Raw genomic sequence first — 17215 nt, forward strand, 5'->3', positions numbered from 1 at the left:
CCCCAATCCCCCACAACCAAACCGCCTACTAAGCCTGGCAAGAAGCGCCGCATGTCCTGGCACCGCAAGGCCGGCATGCCAGTGCGCTGGTGGTTCGCCTCCATCATCGTGGCAGCACTCATTCACCCTTTCGTCACCGATAGCCGTTGGCTGTTGGTGCATCTCTTTACCCTCGGCGCCGTCACCAACTCCATCCTCATCTGGGGCCGCCACTTCACCGAAAAGCTACTGAAAATCGACGTGCCCGTTGGCAATCGGAAGATTCAGTTGGCAAATATTTACCTGCTCAACGTAGGTATTGTCGCAACGGTCGTCGGCAAGCTCGGTGACTGGTGGCCAGTGACCACCACCGGCGCGACGGTCGTCGGCGTCGCCGTCGCATGGCATGCGATTTCCCTCGGACGCGACCTGGTAGCGAAGCGCGATCGACCATTCGCCATCTCCGTTGCGCACTACGTCGCGTCGGCATGCCTACTGCCCATCGGCGCTGCACTCGGCGCCATCCTCGCATCTCCGAAGGGCAAAGCGCTTCACGACGACCTCCTATTGGCACACGAAGCCGTCAACCTCATTGGCTTCCTCGGGCTCGCGGCCTGCGGCACGCTCATCACCATGTTCCCAGCGCTGTGGCGAACCCAGATGTCGCCGCATTCCCGCCCGAAGCTGGCACTAGCAATACAGCTCATAGGTATCGCGATTACCGCGATCGGTGCACTGACCAGCATCAACTGGATCGCCTCGGTCGGCCTTGGCATCATCACTATCGGCTGGGTCATAGCCGCCATCCCGTGGGCGCACAACGTCATGACCGTCGCTAAAGACCCCCGCGACCGCCTCAGCTACCCGGCGCTGTCTGTCGCGGCCGCCATCGTATGGCTAATCGGCACACTCGCAGTCGCCACAGTCAAGGCGCTTGACGACGGCTTCGTAATCTCATCCCTCACGCTGCCGCTGGTAATCGGTTTCGGTGCACAACTGCTAATCGGCATGATGAGCCAACTCCTGCCCGCAACCATCGGCGGAGGTGCTGGTCCAGTCTCTGCCGGTATGAAGGAACTTGACCGCGCGGGCGCATTCCGCTGGTCGACCATCAATATTGGTCTGGCACTGTGGCTAATGCCGCTGCCTTCCTGGACCAAAGTGGCGGTCTCCGCAATGGTCTCCCTTGCCTTGGTGTCTTATCTGCCACTTGTCGGCCGTGCCGCGAAGGCTCAGATTGGTGCGTTAAAAGAGAGTCAGAAGGCACGGGCGAACAAGGAAGCACCGCCGAACCCGGTCGAACTGCACGCAACTGCACGTCGACTCGGTGCTCAAACTACCGCTGCTCTGGCTGTATTGGGCCTGGTAGTAACCGTCGGCGTTGCGCTGAGCGGTGGCGGTGGCGGTACGGGAAGCATTGAAACCACCAGCGATGTTGCGCCCACCGGAGAAACCGTCGAGGTGACGGTTACTGCCAACGATATGACCTATACCCCGAACGTTATAGAGGCGAACCCCGGCGACCGACTGGTCATCACCATGGTCAACGCTGATTCCCAGGTCCACGATCTGCGCTTGGCCACCGGCGAGGACACCGGACGTGTCGCCCCTGGCAACTCCGCCACCATTGAAGTGCCGGTTGTTCCCGGTGACATTGACGGCTGGTGCACCATTGCTGGTCACCGCCAGATGGGCATGACGCTCACGGTCAATGCAGGTGGCTCGAATCATTCACACCGCACCGGGAACAGCGGCCACTCCGACCACGCAACGCCAGGCGCACTCGGGAATGTCGGCGAACAGCCCGGTCCGGACTCCCCCACCATCAATCCAATGTTGACGCCCGCCGAGGACGCCACGGTTCACCACGTCACGCTGCGAGCCAGCGAGTTCACCGGCTACGCTGCCCCTGGCGTCGAGCAGCAGCATTGGGTATTCAACGGCAAACCGCTGGGGCCAACTTTGCGCGGCAAGGTGGGCGACGAGTTCGTCGTCACGCTCATTAATGACGGCACCATGAGTCACTCCATCGACTTTCACGCCGGCATTGTTTCGCCGGACGAGCCAATGCGCGACATCGCCCCTGGTGAGAAGCTTGAGTACCGCTTCCGTGCTGACCGCGCGGGCATCTGGATGTACCACTGCGCAACCATGCCCATGTCCATGCACATCGCTGCCGGTATGCACGGTGCCGTCATCATCGACCCACCGAATCTCACTGATGTCGACCACGAGGTTCTTCTGGTGCAGTCGGAAAGCTACTGGGGCGAGGACGGTCCCGACGCCGACAAGGCCATGGCCGAGGATCCCGATATCTACAAGTTCAACGGCTACCCCGACCAGTATCTCACCCACCCAATTCGCATTCGCGCAGGTGAGACGGTACGTTTCTGGGTACTTGCCGCCGGCCCCAACAAGGGCACGAGCTTCCATATCGTCGGCACGCAGTTCCATCGCGTGTACAAGGAGGGCGCGCTTTTGCTTGACGACGGCGTGGGCGGTGCCCAAGCCCTTGACCTCGGTGCCGCGCAGGGCGGTTATGTTGAGGCCGAATTCCCGGAGCCAGGCACGTACCGCTTTGTTGACCACCAGATGGTGCATGCCGAAATGGGGGCACGCGGCAACATAGTGGTGAACTAAACCAGGGTTTACAACTTAATTGGAGCGTCTTCTGGCTCCACCGCGCGAGGCAAGTTGGACTCGCCCATCAGGTACTGGTCCACGGCCTCGGCGCAAGCGCGGCCTTCGGCGATAGCCCACACAATCAAACTGGCACCACGGCCATTGTCACCGGCCACGAACACCGGACCGTCGAAGTTCTGCTCGATGTCGCTGCGCACGGCGAGGTAGTCGTCGTCACGCATCATCACACCGCGATCGTTGAACTGAATCCCCAGCTCATGGGGCAGACCGCCGCGCTCCGGACCGGAGAAGCCCAGCGCGATGAGAACTAGGTCGGCATCGAGTTCGAAATCCGTGTCCTCCATAGGCACACGCTTGCCATCGATGACCTCGACCTCGTTGGCGGACAGGCCGGTCACGTGCCCGTCCTCGCCGTGGAAGGAGACGGTGTTGACGTTGAACACGCGCTTGCCCAGGGTCTCGCCGGTGACGCGAGCGTTAAGGCCGAGCGCCTCGGTAACCTCTGGCGGTTCGGAACCGGTGATGGTGTACTCACCTTCTTCGTGAGCAGTCGCCACGCGCCAGACCAGCGGGTACATCGGCCACGGAGTCGACGCCGCACGGGACTTCGGTGCACGGGGGCGAATATCGAACTGCGTGACGGACGCCGCTCCCTGGCGCAGCGCGGTACCGAAGCAGTCAATGCCGGTGTCACCGCCGCCAATGACAACGACCTTCTTGCCCTTCGCATCAATCGGCGGGGTGTCGAGCTCGCCTGCGGCAACGCGGTTGGCACCCGGCAGGTACTCCATAGCCTGGTGAATACCCTCCAAATCACGGCCATCGACAGGCAGGTCGCGGGCCAGTGACGCGCCGGTAGCTAGGACCACTGCATCGAATTCGGCCAGGTCAGCAGCCGTCGGTGAGATGTTGGTGCGGAACTCAGTGCCCTCGATTTCCATCTGCTCGAGACGACGGTCGAGGAAACGCTGCTCCATCTTGTAGTCCGGCACGCCGTAGCGCATCAGACCACCAATCTTGTCGTCGCGCTCGAAGACCGTGACATCATGCCCGGCGCGAGTCAGCTGCTGTGCTGCAGCAAGGCCCGCCGGCCCGGAGCCGATGACAGCGATGTGTTGGCCGGTGTCGAAAGTCGGCACAATCGGCTGCACCCAGCCCTCATCGAAGCCGCGTTCAACGATGGCCAGCTCGATGTTCTTAATGGTCACGGCATCATCATTGATGCCGAGCACACAACCGCCCTCACACGGTGCCGGGCACAGGCGGCCCGTCCACTCCGGGAAGTTGTTGGTGGCGTGCAAGCGCTCGAAAGCCTCGTGCCAGCGGTTCTGACGAACCAGGTCATTCCACTCCGGAATGATGTTGCCCAGCGGGCAGGCCGAGTGACAAAACGGCACACCACAGTCCATACAGCGGGTCGCCTGCTGTTGCACCTGCTCGTTGCTAGCCTCCTCATAGACCTCTTTCCAGTCCATCAGACGCAGCGGAACCGGGCGATGTGCAGGCTCTTCGCGCTGGAATTTCATGAACCCCTTCGGATCAGCCATTGGTTACTGCCTCCATGATTGCTTCGTTGATGTCAGCGTCGTTGTCCTTTGCCTTCGCGACTACGTCGAGAATTCGGGCGTAATCACGCGGCATGATTTTGATGAACTGTGCAGCCGGGAACCGAGTCTTAGAACCCGTGAGCTTGCGGTGCTTCGACAGCGTGGCCTCCAACCAGCTGATGTCCTCATCATCGAGCGGCACAATATCGACCAGCTCGGTGTTGATGTTCGCCCGCGTCGCCTCGTTATCCAGCAGGTAAGCGATACCGCCACTCATACCGGCGCCGAAGTTGTGACCGACCGGGCCCGCCACTACGACGCGGCCACCGGTCATGTACTCGCAACCGTGGTTACCGATGCCCTCGACCACGGCCGTAGCACCGGAGTTACGCACGCAGAAGCGCTCACCGACAGTGCCGCGGACGAAGATCTCACCGCTGGTGGCACCAAAACCAATGACATTGCCGGCAATGGTGTCGGTAGCCACATCCGCGGTCGGCGGGGCCGAACGTGAAGGTCGAACCACAATCTTGCCACCGCACAGGCCCTTGCCGACGAAGTCGTTGGCATCGCCCTCCAGCTTGATGGTCACACCGGCCGGCAGGAACGCACCCAGCGAGTTACCGGCGGAACCGAGCAGGTTGACGACGATGGAGTCGTCGGCAAGCCCCTGCTTACCTGCGACTTTGGTGACTTCATACCCCAGGCGCGTGCCCACGGAACGGTTCACATTGCTGATGGCGTGGTGCAGCGATACCGGTGTCGGCGCCAGCCCATTCGCGCGCGCCGTACGCAGCGCGGGCTGCGCTTCGTCGATGAGGCGCTCATCCAACGCGCCCTCAAGGCCGTGGTCCTGCGCCTTCGTGCAGTAGGAATCCTGGTCCGCAAAGAAGGGGCTTTCGGCAACGTGCAGGATTCGCTCCAGGTCAAGCTTTGCGACGCGCGGAAGGTTGTCGAGATCCTTGCGCGGACGCAGGCACTCGGCATGTCCGACCGCTTCATCGATGGTGCGGAAACCCAGCTCAGCGAGGTATTCACGGACCTGCTGGGCGATGAAGGTGAAGAAGTTGACCACGTGCTCGGCACGGCCGGTGAACTTGCTCCGCAACTTCGGATTCTGGGTGGCAATACCAACTGGACAGGTGTCCAGGTGGCAGACGCGCATCATGACGCAGCCCTCAACCACCAGCGGAGCGGTAGCAAAACCAAACTCCTCAGCACCCAGCAACATCGCGACCACGACATCACGACCGGTCTTGAGCTGGCCATCGCACTGCACGCGGATGCGGTCGCGCAGCCCGTTGAGCATCAGGGTCTGCTGGGTTTCAGCGAGCCCCAGCTCCCACGGACCGCCGGCGTGCTTGAGGCTGGTCAGTGGCGAGGCACCAGTGCCGCCATCGTGGCCGGAGATCAGCACGACGTCGGCATGCGCCTTCGAGACACCAGCGGCGACGGTACCCACGCCCTGCTCGGAGACGAGCTTGACGTGAATGCGGGCGCGCGGATTGGCGTTCTTGAGGTCGTAGATGAGCTGTGCCAGATCCTCGATTGAGTAGATGTCGTGGTGCGGTGGCGGCGAGATTAGCCCCACGCCCGGGGTGGTGATGCGGACCTCCGCGATCCACGGGTAGACCTTGTTCGGTGGCAACTGGCCACCCTCGCCGGGCTTTGCACCCTGGGCCATCTTGATCTGGATGTCGGTGCAGTTGGACAGGTAGTAGCTGGTCACACCGAAGCGGCCCGATGCGACCTGCTTGATGGCAGAGCGTTTCCAGTCGCCGTTGGCCTCCATTTCGAAACGGTCTGGGTCCTCGCCGCCCTCGCCGGAGTTGGACATCGCACCCAGGCGATTCATAGCGATGGCCAGCGTCTCGTGTGCCTCCGCAGAGATGGAGCCATAGCTCATTGCGCCGGTGGAGAAACGCTTGACGATGCTCGAGACCGGTTCGACCTCTTCAATGTCGATTGGCTCGCGGTCCGAGGCGAACTCGAGCATGCCGCGCAGAGTTGCCAGCTGCTTGGTCTGCTCATCGACCTTGTTGGTGTAGTCGCGGAAGACCGCGTACTGACCAGTGCGGGTGGCATGCTGCAGCGTGTAGATGGTCTCCGGGTTGAACAGGTGGTACTCGCCTTCGCGGCGCCACTTGTACTCGCCCCCGAGATCCAGCTCGCGGTGTGCCTGCTCTTCCGGGCGCGGCAGGAATGCGCTGCGGTGGCGCGCGGCAACATCTTCTGCGACCTCGTCGAGACCAATACCTTCCAGCGGAGAAACAGTGCCGGTGAAGTACTCGTCCAGGAACTCCTGCGACAGACCGACGGTGTCGGCCAGCTGAGCGCCACGGTAGGACTGCAGTGAGGCGATACCCATCTTGGACATGACCTTCAGCACGCCCTTGGAGGCAGCCTTGCAGTAGTTCGAGCAGGCCTGATCCAACGTCAGAGCTCCGAGCTGGTCCTTCATGCGCAGCTCATCGATGGTTTCGAAAGCCATGTACGGGTTAATGGCATCGGCGCCAAAGCCCAGCAGCATGGCCATGTGGTGCACCTCGCGGGCGTCGCCAGCCTCAATGATGAGGCTGGCGCGCGTGCGAGTGCGCTCCTCCACCAGGTGGTGGTGAACCGCGGAGGTCAGCAGCAGCGACGGGATAGGGGCAAAGCGCTCGTTGGACTCACGGTCAGACAGCACAATCAGTCGGGCACCACGGTCAATGGCCTCAGAGACCTCACGGCGAACACGACGGATAGCGTTGCGCAGGCCACGGCCACCGCGGGCGACCGGGTACAGGCCGGAGATGACCTCGGCACGGAACTCGGAGTACTCCTCGTTCTTGCCCGCCTGGCACAGGGTGACAAAGTCGTGGTTGTCCAGGATTGGATGCTCAAGCCGGATGCGACGCGCGGCATCGGCAGTGGGCTCCAGGATGTTGGTCTCTGCCCCCAGCAACGTATTCATGCTGGTGATGGACCTTTCGCGCAGCGAGTCCAGCGGCGGGTTGGTCACCTGTGCGAACCGCTGCGAGAAGAAGTCGAACAGCATGCGGGGGCGGTTGGACAGTGCCGCGATTGGCGTGTCCGAGCCCATCGAACCCAGGCCCTCCGCGCCGGTGAGTGCCATCGGGCGGATGATTAGGTCAACGTCTTCCTCGGTGATGCCGAAGACGCGCTGCCGCAACACCGCGCGGACATGCGGCATGTACTGGTAGCGCTCTCGTGGCAGGTCGGTGATGTCGACCAGGCCCGCTTTGATCCATTCCTCGTATGGACCGGTGGCGGCCAGCGTGGACTTAATCTCCTTGTCCTCAATAATGCGACCGGCCTTCATGTCCACCAGGAACATGCGCCCCGGCTGCACGCGCGTGCGCTGCACAATCTGCTCCGGCGGGATATCCAGGACACCAGCTTCGGAGGCCATCACCACCAGGCCCTCGTCGGTCACCCAGATGCGCCCCGGGCGCAGACCATTGCGATCCAGGGTGGCACCGATGACCTGGCCGTCGGTAAAGCAGATGGCAGCGGGGCCGTCCCACGGCTCCATCAGGCAGGCGTGGTACTCGTAGAACGCGCGAACCTGCGGGCTGAGATTGTCGTCGTGCTCCCAGGCCTGCGGAACCATCATCATGACCGCGTGCGGGAGACTGCGACCACCGAGATGCAGTAGCTCCAGGGCCTCGTCGAAACGCGCAGTGTCAGAACCGTTGGGGTCGCACACCGGCAGTGCGCGGTCGATGTTTCCCAGCTTGCCAGAGCGAATCAGCGACTCGCGGGCGCGCATCCAGTTCTCGTTGCCGCGCACGGTGTTGATTTCGCCATTGTGAGCGACGTAGCGGTACGGATGTGCCAGCGGCCAGGACGGGAAAGTGTTCGTGGAAAAGCGCGAGTGCACGATGGCGAGCGCGGAAGTGACTTCCTTCTGCTGCAGGTCAAGGTAGAAATCCTTCAGCTGCGGAGTAGTCAGCATGCCCTTGTAGACGATCGTGCGGCTGGACAGCGACGGGAAATACACGGTGTCGCCACCAGAGCCCTCGCCGGCGCCCTGTTCACCCAGCTCACGCTCGCAGCGCTTACGCAGGAAGAACATCTTGCGGTCGAGATCGATATCGCTGAGCTGGCGACCCTCGTAGTTCTTCGCGGTAACGAAGAGCTGACGCAGCACCGGCATAGCCTGGCGAGCCATCTGACCAAGCCCGTCAGCGTTAATCGGCACATCGCGCCATGCCAAGATCTCGATGCCCTCTTCGGCGCAGATGTCTTCAATAGCCCGGATGGCATCGAGGGTGGCCATGCGCGACTGCGGCAGGAACGCAATACCGGTGGCGTAGGTTCCGGCCGGCGGCAAAATAACGCCTTCCTTGCTCAGCTCAGCACGGTAGTAGGCATCCGGAACCTGAATGAGAATGCCGGCACCGTCGCCGATGGTCTTCTCGGCGCCGGCGGCACCGCGGTGGTCGAGGTTGACCAGTGCCTGAATGCCCTTTTCCACAATGTCATGGGTCTGGCGACCGTAAATGTCGGCAACAAAGGCCACGCCACACGCATCATGTTCGTTCGACGGGTGGTAGAGACCTTCCCTCTGAGGACCACGAGGCAATGTGGTCGCTGTTTCGGTCAGAGTCATGGCTGTCTTAGCTGTCATGGCTGTTTTCCCCTTGTAGGTGCAATGTGCCAATTGGGGGACACGGGTTATCTATATTTCCAACTGTTTTAACAATGCACTTTCACCTAGGCGTATTGCAATACGTATTTAGGGAACTAGCTATATTTACCCACCCCCGAAGGAGCTAGAACACCCTTCCCGTTCGACTAAAACCGGGCTTTTACTACCCGCTTTAACGCCATAACCCCCTAATCGAGCTACCACCCCCGCTAACTACGCACAATTGTTCGATTCTTTAGCGCACCTCTCTCCATACCCAATCCGCCCCCACCGCTATGGTTAGCTCCATGCTCGCCAACCGTCGTTTCCGCTCGCCACTGCAGGGCCTCGCCCTCCTTATCGGCGCAGCGACAATCCTCAGCGGCTGCACGGCTCCCACAGCCCCCACTCCAGAGAGCCAGTCATACAGCCCGGCACCGGCACCCGCATTTACGCCCGAGCCAGAGGAACCCGCGCCCGAGATTCCCGAAGTGCCCCACGCCCCCGCCGCCCCGGACACCCCAGCGCCCGGCACATCGCCTATCGACGGCATCCGTAGCGCCCTCAACCAGCTGGAGGTAAAAGGGCGCGCACCGAAAACCGGCTATGCGCGCGATGAGTTCGGGCAACGTTGGAGCGACGACGTCTCTGCCGAGTTTGGGCACAACGGATGTGACACGCGAAACGATATTTTGAATCGTGACCTTATTAATAAGGAGTACAAACCAAATAGCCACGATTGCGTCGTGCTTTCAGGGCAATTACTGGATCCCTATACCGGCACGATGATTGAGTTCCAGCGTGGCCGCGATACCTCTTCTGCCGTTCAAATCGACCATGTCGTAGCCTTAAGCGACGCCTGGCAAAAGGGGGCACAGCAACTCCCGCCCGAGGTTCGGCAGGACTTTGCCAATGACCCCCTCAACCTCTTGGCCGTCGATGGCCCCGCCAATCAACAGAAGCGGGATAGCGATGCCGCATCCTGGGTACCCGCCAATAAGCCATTTCGCTGCCAGTATGTTGCTCGCCAGGTGGCAGTAAAACAGAAATACCACCTGTGGCTCACACAGGCGGAGTACGATGCCATCGACCGTTGGCTCTCTACCTGCACACCAGAGGATGAGCCCACACTTGCCGCCCTAACCCTGAATTAGGGCAACTTCCTCCGACGCTCACCGATGCCGCACACCGAGGCTCAAGCCAGCGAATATGCCACCTATTCAGCTACGCACTCGCAACCTCCGCCCCTCCTAGTCTCGAACATTTCTATTTTTCAGAAGATTCCTAGCCCCCTAATTTCTGGGGGCGACCGCCATTCAGCTACTGCCCGCCCCGTCAAACAAACCAACCGAAAACCCCTGGGTTCATAGAGTTATATACGTCAATATCAGAATTGAATTCGTTACCGCAGTGTTATCCTTTCGTTATATTCACTGCTTCCTGTCGGTTTATAACTGTTTGATAACACTGTATCCTCGAGCCCGTACGCGAAAAGGTATCCGTCGTAAAGCATTGCGCACGCCGACTGCGTATTTTTTACTTTTCTTCGTGGAAACTACTTTTTGACGCGGCACAGGTTTGTTAAAGTCTGGTTGTTACAAAATCGCACTACCGTGACTGATGGTGTCAGTGTGACTAAAGAGTCGCTTGGCGCTATTAATCGCTTGTCCATCATCTTGGAGGATTCTCACCCATGGCAGCTGAAATGAAGGCTCCGGAAGTACCACTTGGGCTCCAAATCAAGGCTTTTGCCCAGTCGATTCCACCACTCCTGCGTACTGGTGCCCTGTACATGACTCCGAAGACGGCGCCGAAGATTCTCGATTACCTGCGTCGCCTGAAGTTCTCCGTCGCCAGCCTGATTTCCATGAGTGCGCTGCGCTACCCGGATCGCCTCGCCCTTGTCGACGATGACGGTGAACTCACCTATTCTCAGCTGCTTGACAACTCTCACGCCCTGGCTCGCGCCTTGATGGACCGTGGCATGACCCAGAAGTCCAGCTTCGGCGTTATCGCACGCAACGGCCGCGGCATCATCCTGCCGATGGCCATCAAGGGATTCATCGGCTCCGAAATTATGCTGATGAACATCGGCTCCGGCCCGACTCAGATTCGCGGTGTCGTTGACCAGAATAAGGCCAAGTTCCTGTTCGTCGATGACGAGTTCCTGGGCAACCTGCCAGAAGACCTCGACGATGTCACCGTCGTTATTACCTCCGTGACCAAGCCGGAGACCCGCAAGAACGCGGGCAAGAACTTCGTGTTCATGGAAGACCTCATTGAAGAAGGTCGTACATCGAACGCCAAGCTAGATCCGAAGCCGGAGCAGGGACGCATCATCATCATGTCCTCCGGCACCACCGGCATCCCGAAGGGTGTCCTGCGCAATGAGCCGAAGACACCGGCAACTGTGGGTGCAATCGCCGATCGTATTCCGTGGCGCCGCAACATGGTCATTCACCAGTCCGCATCCATGTTCCACGCCTGGGGCTGGGCAAATGTGCTGATTGGCATGGCTACCGGCTCCACCATTGTCACCATGCGTGTCTTCGACCCGAAGAAGGCTGTTGACCAGTGTGAACAGTACGGCTGTAACGGCATGATTTCCGCGGCCTTCTTCCTGCGCCAGATCAAGGACGTTCTGGATGAGGAGCCGAACCGCAAGATTGGCCCGTTCCGCTTCATTGTCTCCTCTGGTAACGCCATCCCGGGCTGGCTCGTCTCCGCGCTGACTCACCGCTTCGGTCCGGTTATCTGTAACTTCTACGGCTCCACCGAGGCCGGCCTGTGCTCCATCGCATCCGGCGCGGACCTCGCAGCCCGCCCGGACTCCGCAGGTCGCCCGGCAATTGGCGCCAAGGTTCGCATCCTGGGTGACGACGGCAAGGAAGTCGAGCCGGGTGAGGTTGGCATGATCCACACCGCTCAGGAGCTCTCCTTCATCGGTTACCTGAACAAGAAGGACAAGTTCACCACCGTCGATGGCCTGTTCCAGATCGGTGACCTCGGCCGTATCGACCAGGACGGCTACCTGTACATCTGTGGTCGCTCCGACGACATGGTGATCAAGGGCGGCGAGAACGTCTTCCCACGCGAGGTCGAAGAAATTCTCGGCCCGGTGCCGGGTATCGCCGACGTCTTCTGCCACGGCAGCAACGAAAACGACGAGATTTTCGCTGACCTGTTCCTCTACGTTGTCCGCGAGGACAATGAGGCCGGCAAGAACCTCACCGAGGACATGCTGCGCGAGTACGTCCGCGAAACTCTGGCCGAGCACTCCACTCCAGACCGCGTCTTCTTCGTCGACTCCCTGCCGCGCAACGCCATCGGCAAGGTTGTTCCGCGCGAGGTCAAGGCAATGCACGAGCGCCTGAACCTGGACGCTCAGTAAGAAGCGTGTACACGAAAGTGTGCCCACCGGCTATCCGCCGCGTGGGCACACTTTTTGTGTATCTTCGCTACCTTTTGCGCGGCTATCCGCGCGGGCGCACCTGGATTTCATCCACGTTGGCGTCCGCTCCGGTATCAACGGCCAGACGTACTGCGGCTGCGATCGATTCAGGCCGCATGAACTTCGTGCCGTCGTAACGCCAATCCGCATCATCGCGGTGCCAATTCGACTGCAGCTGAACCTGCATATCGGTATCGACGCGTCCGGGGTGCACGGAGCTGACTCGTACCGCGCCACGCTCTTCCTCGCGCAGCGCATCGGTGAACGCCCGCAGCGCGAACTTCGATGCTGCATACGGCGAAGTACCAGCTGAAGCGCGGAATCCCGAGCCCGAGTTGATGGTCACCAGCGTGCCCTCCGCCTTGCGCAGCGCCGGCAGCAGCTGGCGGGTCAGGTCGGCGACGGCGACGACGTTGATGTCCATAATCCGCGACCAGTCCGCACGCGAAACCTCCGCCACGTCCCCATCGACGTACACACCCGCCGAGTGCACGAGCACATCCAGCCCGCGCCCACCGAGCGCCTCCAACAGCTTTTCCACTTCCGCGTTTACGGCGTCGACATCACCCAGGTCAGCAACGAATACGCTTGCCGACGGCAACTGCGACGCCACCTTCTCGGCAGACTCAGCACTGGTAGCGCCCACAATGACATGGTGGTCACGGGAGAGATCCTTGGCGACCGCCAGGCCAATACCACGGCTTGCACCCGTGACCAGGGCAATCTTGGTGTCAGCGGCAATATCGATGCTCATGTACGGCTCCTCTATGTAGTCGGTTTACTTCTTCGGCTTCGCGCCGCCCACCTGGTCGATGGGGGTCACCTGCAGGAAGTCAATGTTGACGCGCTTCGGACGGGTGGCCGCGAACACAATGATGTCGGCAACATCATCGGCGGTCAGCGACTCAACGCCATCGTAGACCGCTGCGGCCTTGGTCTCGTCGCCGTCGAAACGCACGAGTGAGAAGTCGGTGTGGACGCGCCCCGGATCGATTTCGGTGACGCGCACGCCATCGGCAGCAACCTCTTGACGCAGGACTTCCACCAGCGCGCGCTCAGCGTGCTTGGCTGCGTTGTAACCGGCGCCGCCGGTGTAGACCTGACGGCCGGCAATCGAGCCGACGGTGAGCACAATGCCGCTAGTGGACTTCAATGCGGGCAGCAGCGCGCGGGTGACGCGCAGGGTGCCCAGCACGTTGACCTCGTACATCCAGCGCCACTTTTCCTCGACAGCGCCTTCAACCGATTCCATGCCCCAGGCGCCACCGGCGTTGTTAACCAGCACGTCGACGCGCGGTTCGGTCTTAGCCAGCGCCGCCACATCGGCGTCAGAGGTCACGTCAACCTTGTAGACCGTCGCTTCACCACCGGCAGCGCGAATCTCCTCCGCGACAGCCTCAAGCTTGTCCTCGCGGCGGGCTCCCAGCACGACGCGGAAACCTTCAGCTGCGAACTGCTTGGCAGTGGCTGCACCAATACCGGAAGAAGCACCGGTAACTACAGCTACTTTCTTGCCATTAGTTGAAGTTTCAGAGGTCATGGGGGCTTAACTCCTTGCTACATGCGTCTACTGATATTCCCGACTGTAGTCATACGACACCCTCCTGCGCCGAAGACTGCGCGTGCTTTACACCTGATGTTCCACGTGAAACGTATATAAAACTGTGCAGGAATTTTCCCGATTCACCTCATACGCAGCTGCTAAAACCGCGATACTGGTTGCATGTCTGACCAGCCTCACTTCCCACATCTTCTCTCCCCTCTCGACGTCGGTCCTCTAACTCTGCGCAATCGCATCATCATGGGCTCAATGCACTCCGGCCTGGAAGATCGCACCCGTGATATCCCCAAGCTGGCTGCCTACCTGGGTCGGCGCGCCGAAGGTGGCGTGGGGCTCATCGTCACCGGCGGTTATGCTCCCAACATCGAGGGTTGGCTGACTCCGGCCGGTTCGATGATGGCGTCGAAGCGCATGGCGGACAATCACCGCCGCGTTACTGACCTCGTGCACTCCCACGGCAGCCACATCGTGCTGCAGGTGCTGCACGCCGGTCGTTACAGCTACAGCCCGCTGGCTCGCTCCGCCAATACCGGTCAGTCGCCGATTAGCCCGTTTAAGGCTCACCGCCTCACCGGCTTTGATGTCTCGCGCACTATCGGCGCCTATGTCCGCGCCGCGAAGCTCGCGAAACGTGCTGGTTACGACGGCATCGAGGTTATGGGCTCCGAGGGTTACCTGCTCAATCAGTTCCTGGCCGAGCGCACCAACCACCGCTCGGACAACTGGGGCGGCAGCGCCGAGGCTCGCATGCGCCTGCCCATCGAGATCGTCCGCCGCATTCGCGCCGAAGTGGGCGAGGACTTCCTGCTGCAGTACCGCATTTCGCTTCTTGACCTGGTGGAAGACGGCCAGACCTGGTCCGAGACCACTGAACTCGCGCAGCGTCTGGTCGAGGCTGGCGTCGATGTCTTCAACACCGGTATCGGCTGGCACGAAGCACGCGTCCCCACCATCGTTACGTCCGTGCCGCGCGCCGCATTCACAGATCTGACGGGTCGTCTCCGTTCGCTTGTCGACGTCCCGGTGGCAGCCTCCAACCGAATCAACCGCCCCGAGGTTGCGGAGAAGATCCTCGCTGACGGCAATGCGGACCTGGTTTCCATGGCCCGCCCACTGCTGGCCGACCCGGACTTCGCCATCAAGGCAGGCGACGGTCGCGCTGACCAGATCAACACCTGTATCGCCTGTAACCAGGCCTGCCTGGACCACACCTTCGCGGCCAAGCGCTCCACCTGTTTGGTCAACCCGAAGGCAGCCTACGAAACCGAGCTGGTATCCGTGCCGGTTGCGAAGGACAAGGCCAAGCGCGTCGCCGTCATCGGTGCTGGTGTGGCTGGACTCGCTTTCGCGGAAGCCGCAGCTCAGCGCGGTCACCACCCGGAGATTTTCGAGGCCGCCGACCAGATTGGTGGCCAGTTCAACCTCGCCGCACAGATTCCGGGCAAGGAGGACTACGGCGAGACGCTGAAGTACTTCTCCCGTCGCCTGGAGGTGCTCGAAGTTCCGGTTCACCTGAACACGCGTGCCGACGTCGACGAGCTCAAGACCAAGTTTGACCACGTGATTGTGGCCACGGGTGTCACCCCGCGTATCCCGGGCATTGACGGTATCGACCACGAGAAGGTCATTCGTTACGACGAGCTGCTCTCGGGTGCAAAGCAGGCCGGTAACAAGGTGGCCGTCATCGGTGCTGGCGGTATCGGTGTGGACGTGTGTGAATACCTCACGCGCAAGCCGAACCAGACCATCGAAGCCTGGAAGGACGCCTGGGGCGTCGGTGACCCTGCGGAGTTCCGCGCGGGTCTGACCAAGCCGGGCACGGTCTCTGGCGCGGCTGAGGAGTTTGAGGTTGAGCGCGAGGTGCACCTGCTGCAGCGCAAGACCTCCCGCATCGGTAAGGGCCTGGGCAAGACCACTGGTTGGGTTCACCGTGCGGAGATCAAGAAGGCCGGTGTCAAGCAGTACACCGGCGTGACCTACAACCGTATCGATGACGAGGGCCTACACATCACCATCGATGAAAAGCCACAGGTCATCGCGGTTGACAACGTGATTGTCTGTACTGGTCAGGTATCCAATCTGGACTGCCTGGGCGGAAAGGATCGCGAGAGCGTCACCGGCGATAACTCCAATGTCACCATCATCGGCGGCGCGGACGTGGCCGCTGAGCTGGACGCAAAGCGTGCCATCCGCCAGGCCGTCGAGGTAGCGCTCGCGCTGTAGGGCTAGGGCTGCTACGCCTCGTAGCGGTCGGTGTAGGCGCGCTGCTCGAACTCGAAACGGCCCGGGTGAGCCGGGAACTCACCCGGGACACCGATGGCCAGCAACAGCGCTACCGCCACATCGGTGTCACCGGCACCGATAGCTTCCTTGACCCCCTGCTCGCTGAAGCCCGTCATCGGGGAGCTAGCCCAACCAAAGGCACTGGCGGTGACCATAGCGAAAGAAGCGGCAATCATAGCGTCGCGGATTGCGAACTCACGGGAGAGACCCTTTTCCTCGCGGGCCTCATGGAAGGAGGTCATCGAGGCCTCCCGCTCGGCAGCGGCAACTTCGTCCCACAGGCCAGTCGCCTTGTTGGCCTCAACCAGGCGCGGAATACCGCGCTTCCAGCCGGTCGGCTCACCAATGAAGGCGAGCAGCAGCGGCGCATTGGCAACCTGCTTCTGACCACCGGCAGCTTCCACTACCTGCTGGCGCACCTCAGGGTCCTCGATGCGCACGATAGCCCGAGACTGAATGTTAAAAGCACTGGGAGCTTCCAGAGATAGCTCCAGGAGGCGGCGCACGTCAGCGTCGTCAAGCGGTTCGTCAGCATAGACGCGCGTGGCACGGCGGTTGCGGATGATGTTCTCAAATTCGGTGGCGAACTGGTCACGCGGAGAATGCGAAGTCATGCATTAAAGAATAACTGTTTGCCAACCTTCGAGTTCGAGCAGCCAGCGCTTCATTTCGCGGCCGCCGGCATAAGATCCGAAAGACCCCGCTCCCCCACTGGCGGGCACCACGCGGTGACAGGGAATCAGAATGCCCAGCGGATTGGTGGCACAGGCCGAACCGGCAGCTCTGGCGGCACGGGGTGAGCCGGCCATTTCAGCGAGCTCACCGTAGGTCACAACCTGGCCATACGGCACATCGCGCAGTGCGGTCAGCGCACGGGCGCGGAAAGAATCCTGGGTGAATATGTCGCAGTCCAGCGGCAGCGCAAACTCGCGGCGCTGCCCGGCAAAGTACTCGCGGAACTGCTGCGCTGCCTGTTCCGCCACCGCTTGCGCTTCGGGGTCGGCGGCGCTGGGGTCGTCGTCAAGCACGGGGCCTAAGAGATTGACTTCGACGACCCCGCGAGCGGAGGTGGCGATTCCAAGCACGCCGAAAGGCGTTTCTACCTGGGAAATCGCCAT

At 61.2% G+C, this 17215-nt stretch carries 10 protein-coding genes; 4 read left to right on the plus strand and 6 right to left on the minus strand.

The window, feature by feature from the left end:
* The first annotated feature begins 51 nt into the window (after nucleotides 1–51).
* The gene (locus HMPREF2751_RS08355) at nucleotides 52–2619 is read left to right on the plus strand and encodes a multicopper oxidase domain-containing protein (RefSeq protein WP_070595860.1); all 2568 of its coding nucleotides are present in this window, start codon (nucleotides 52–54) and stop codon (nucleotides 2617–2619) included.
* An 8-nt stretch (nucleotides 2620–2627) separates the two neighbouring features.
* On the opposite strand, the gene HMPREF2751_RS08360 is transcribed toward HMPREF2751_RS08355, so the two are convergent.
* Nucleotides 2628–4169, minus strand: a complete 1542-nt coding sequence (locus tag HMPREF2751_RS08360) for a glutamate synthase subunit beta (protein ID WP_049172536.1) — start codon at nucleotides 4167–4169, stop codon at nucleotides 2628–2630.
* A complete protein-coding gene (gene gltB, locus HMPREF2751_RS08365; protein ID WP_070595888.1) occupies nucleotides 4162–8784 on the minus strand; it encodes a glutamate synthase large subunit in 4623 nt (1540 codons plus the stop codon). The genes HMPREF2751_RS08360 and gltB overlap by 8 nt, the downstream gene beginning before the upstream one ends.
* A 314-nt stretch (nucleotides 8785–9098) precedes the next feature.
* On the opposite strand from gltB, the gene HMPREF2751_RS08370 reads away from it, so the two are divergent.
* Both HMPREF2751_RS08370 and HMPREF2751_RS08375 read left to right on the plus strand, forming a co-directional pair.
* The gene (locus HMPREF2751_RS08370) at nucleotides 9099–9956 is read left to right on the plus strand and encodes an HNH endonuclease family protein (protein WP_083295689.1); all 858 of its coding nucleotides are present in this window, start codon (nucleotides 9099–9101) and stop codon (nucleotides 9954–9956) included.
* A 539-nt stretch (nucleotides 9957–10495) separates the two neighbouring features.
* Nucleotides 10496–12193 carry an AMP-binding protein gene (locus HMPREF2751_RS08375; protein ID WP_016421788.1) on the plus strand — a complete coding sequence of 566 codons (1698 nt, stop codon included), beginning with the start codon at nucleotides 10496–10498 and terminating at the stop codon, nucleotides 12191–12193.
* An 82-nt stretch (nucleotides 12194–12275) separates the two neighbouring features.
* On the opposite strand, the gene HMPREF2751_RS08380 is transcribed toward HMPREF2751_RS08375, so the two are convergent.
* Nucleotides 12276–13007, minus strand: coding sequence for an SDR family oxidoreductase (locus HMPREF2751_RS08380; RefSeq protein WP_049193379.1), 732 nt, complete (start codon nucleotides 13005–13007; stop codon nucleotides 12276–12278).
* A 24-nt stretch (nucleotides 13008–13031) separates the two neighbouring features.
* Nucleotides 13032–13793, minus strand: a complete 762-nt coding sequence (locus tag HMPREF2751_RS08385) for an SDR family oxidoreductase (RefSeq protein WP_049172538.1) — start codon at nucleotides 13791–13793, stop codon at nucleotides 13032–13034.
* A gap of 183 nt (nucleotides 13794–13976) precedes the next feature.
* Here HMPREF2751_RS08385 and HMPREF2751_RS08390 point away from each other — a divergent pair, with 183 nt between their 5' ends.
* Nucleotides 13977–16037 carry an oxidoreductase gene (locus HMPREF2751_RS08390; RefSeq protein WP_070595861.1) on the plus strand — a complete coding sequence of 687 codons (2061 nt, stop codon included), beginning with the start codon at nucleotides 13977–13979 and terminating at the stop codon, nucleotides 16035–16037.
* A gap of 11 nt (nucleotides 16038–16048) precedes the next feature.
* Here the strand turns inward: HMPREF2751_RS08390 and HMPREF2751_RS08395 are convergent, their stop codons facing one another.
* Both HMPREF2751_RS08395 and HMPREF2751_RS08400 read right to left on the minus strand, forming a co-directional pair.
* Entirely contained in the window at nucleotides 16049–16711 is a 663-nt protein-coding gene (locus tag HMPREF2751_RS08395) for a nitroreductase family protein (protein ID WP_070595862.1), read from the minus strand.
* 3 nt (nucleotides 16712–16714) lie between these two features.
* Complete coding sequence (locus tag HMPREF2751_RS08400) at nucleotides 16715–17215, minus strand: methylated-DNA--[protein]-cysteine S-methyltransferase (protein ID WP_049172545.1); 501 nt, start codon at nucleotides 17213–17215, stop codon at nucleotides 16715–16717.

Origin of the sequence: Corynebacterium sp. HMSC063G05, assembly GCF_001810555.1 — a bacterium.
Classification (GTDB): Bacteria; Actinomycetota; Actinomycetes; order Mycobacteriales; family Mycobacteriaceae; genus Corynebacterium; species Corynebacterium jeikeium_D.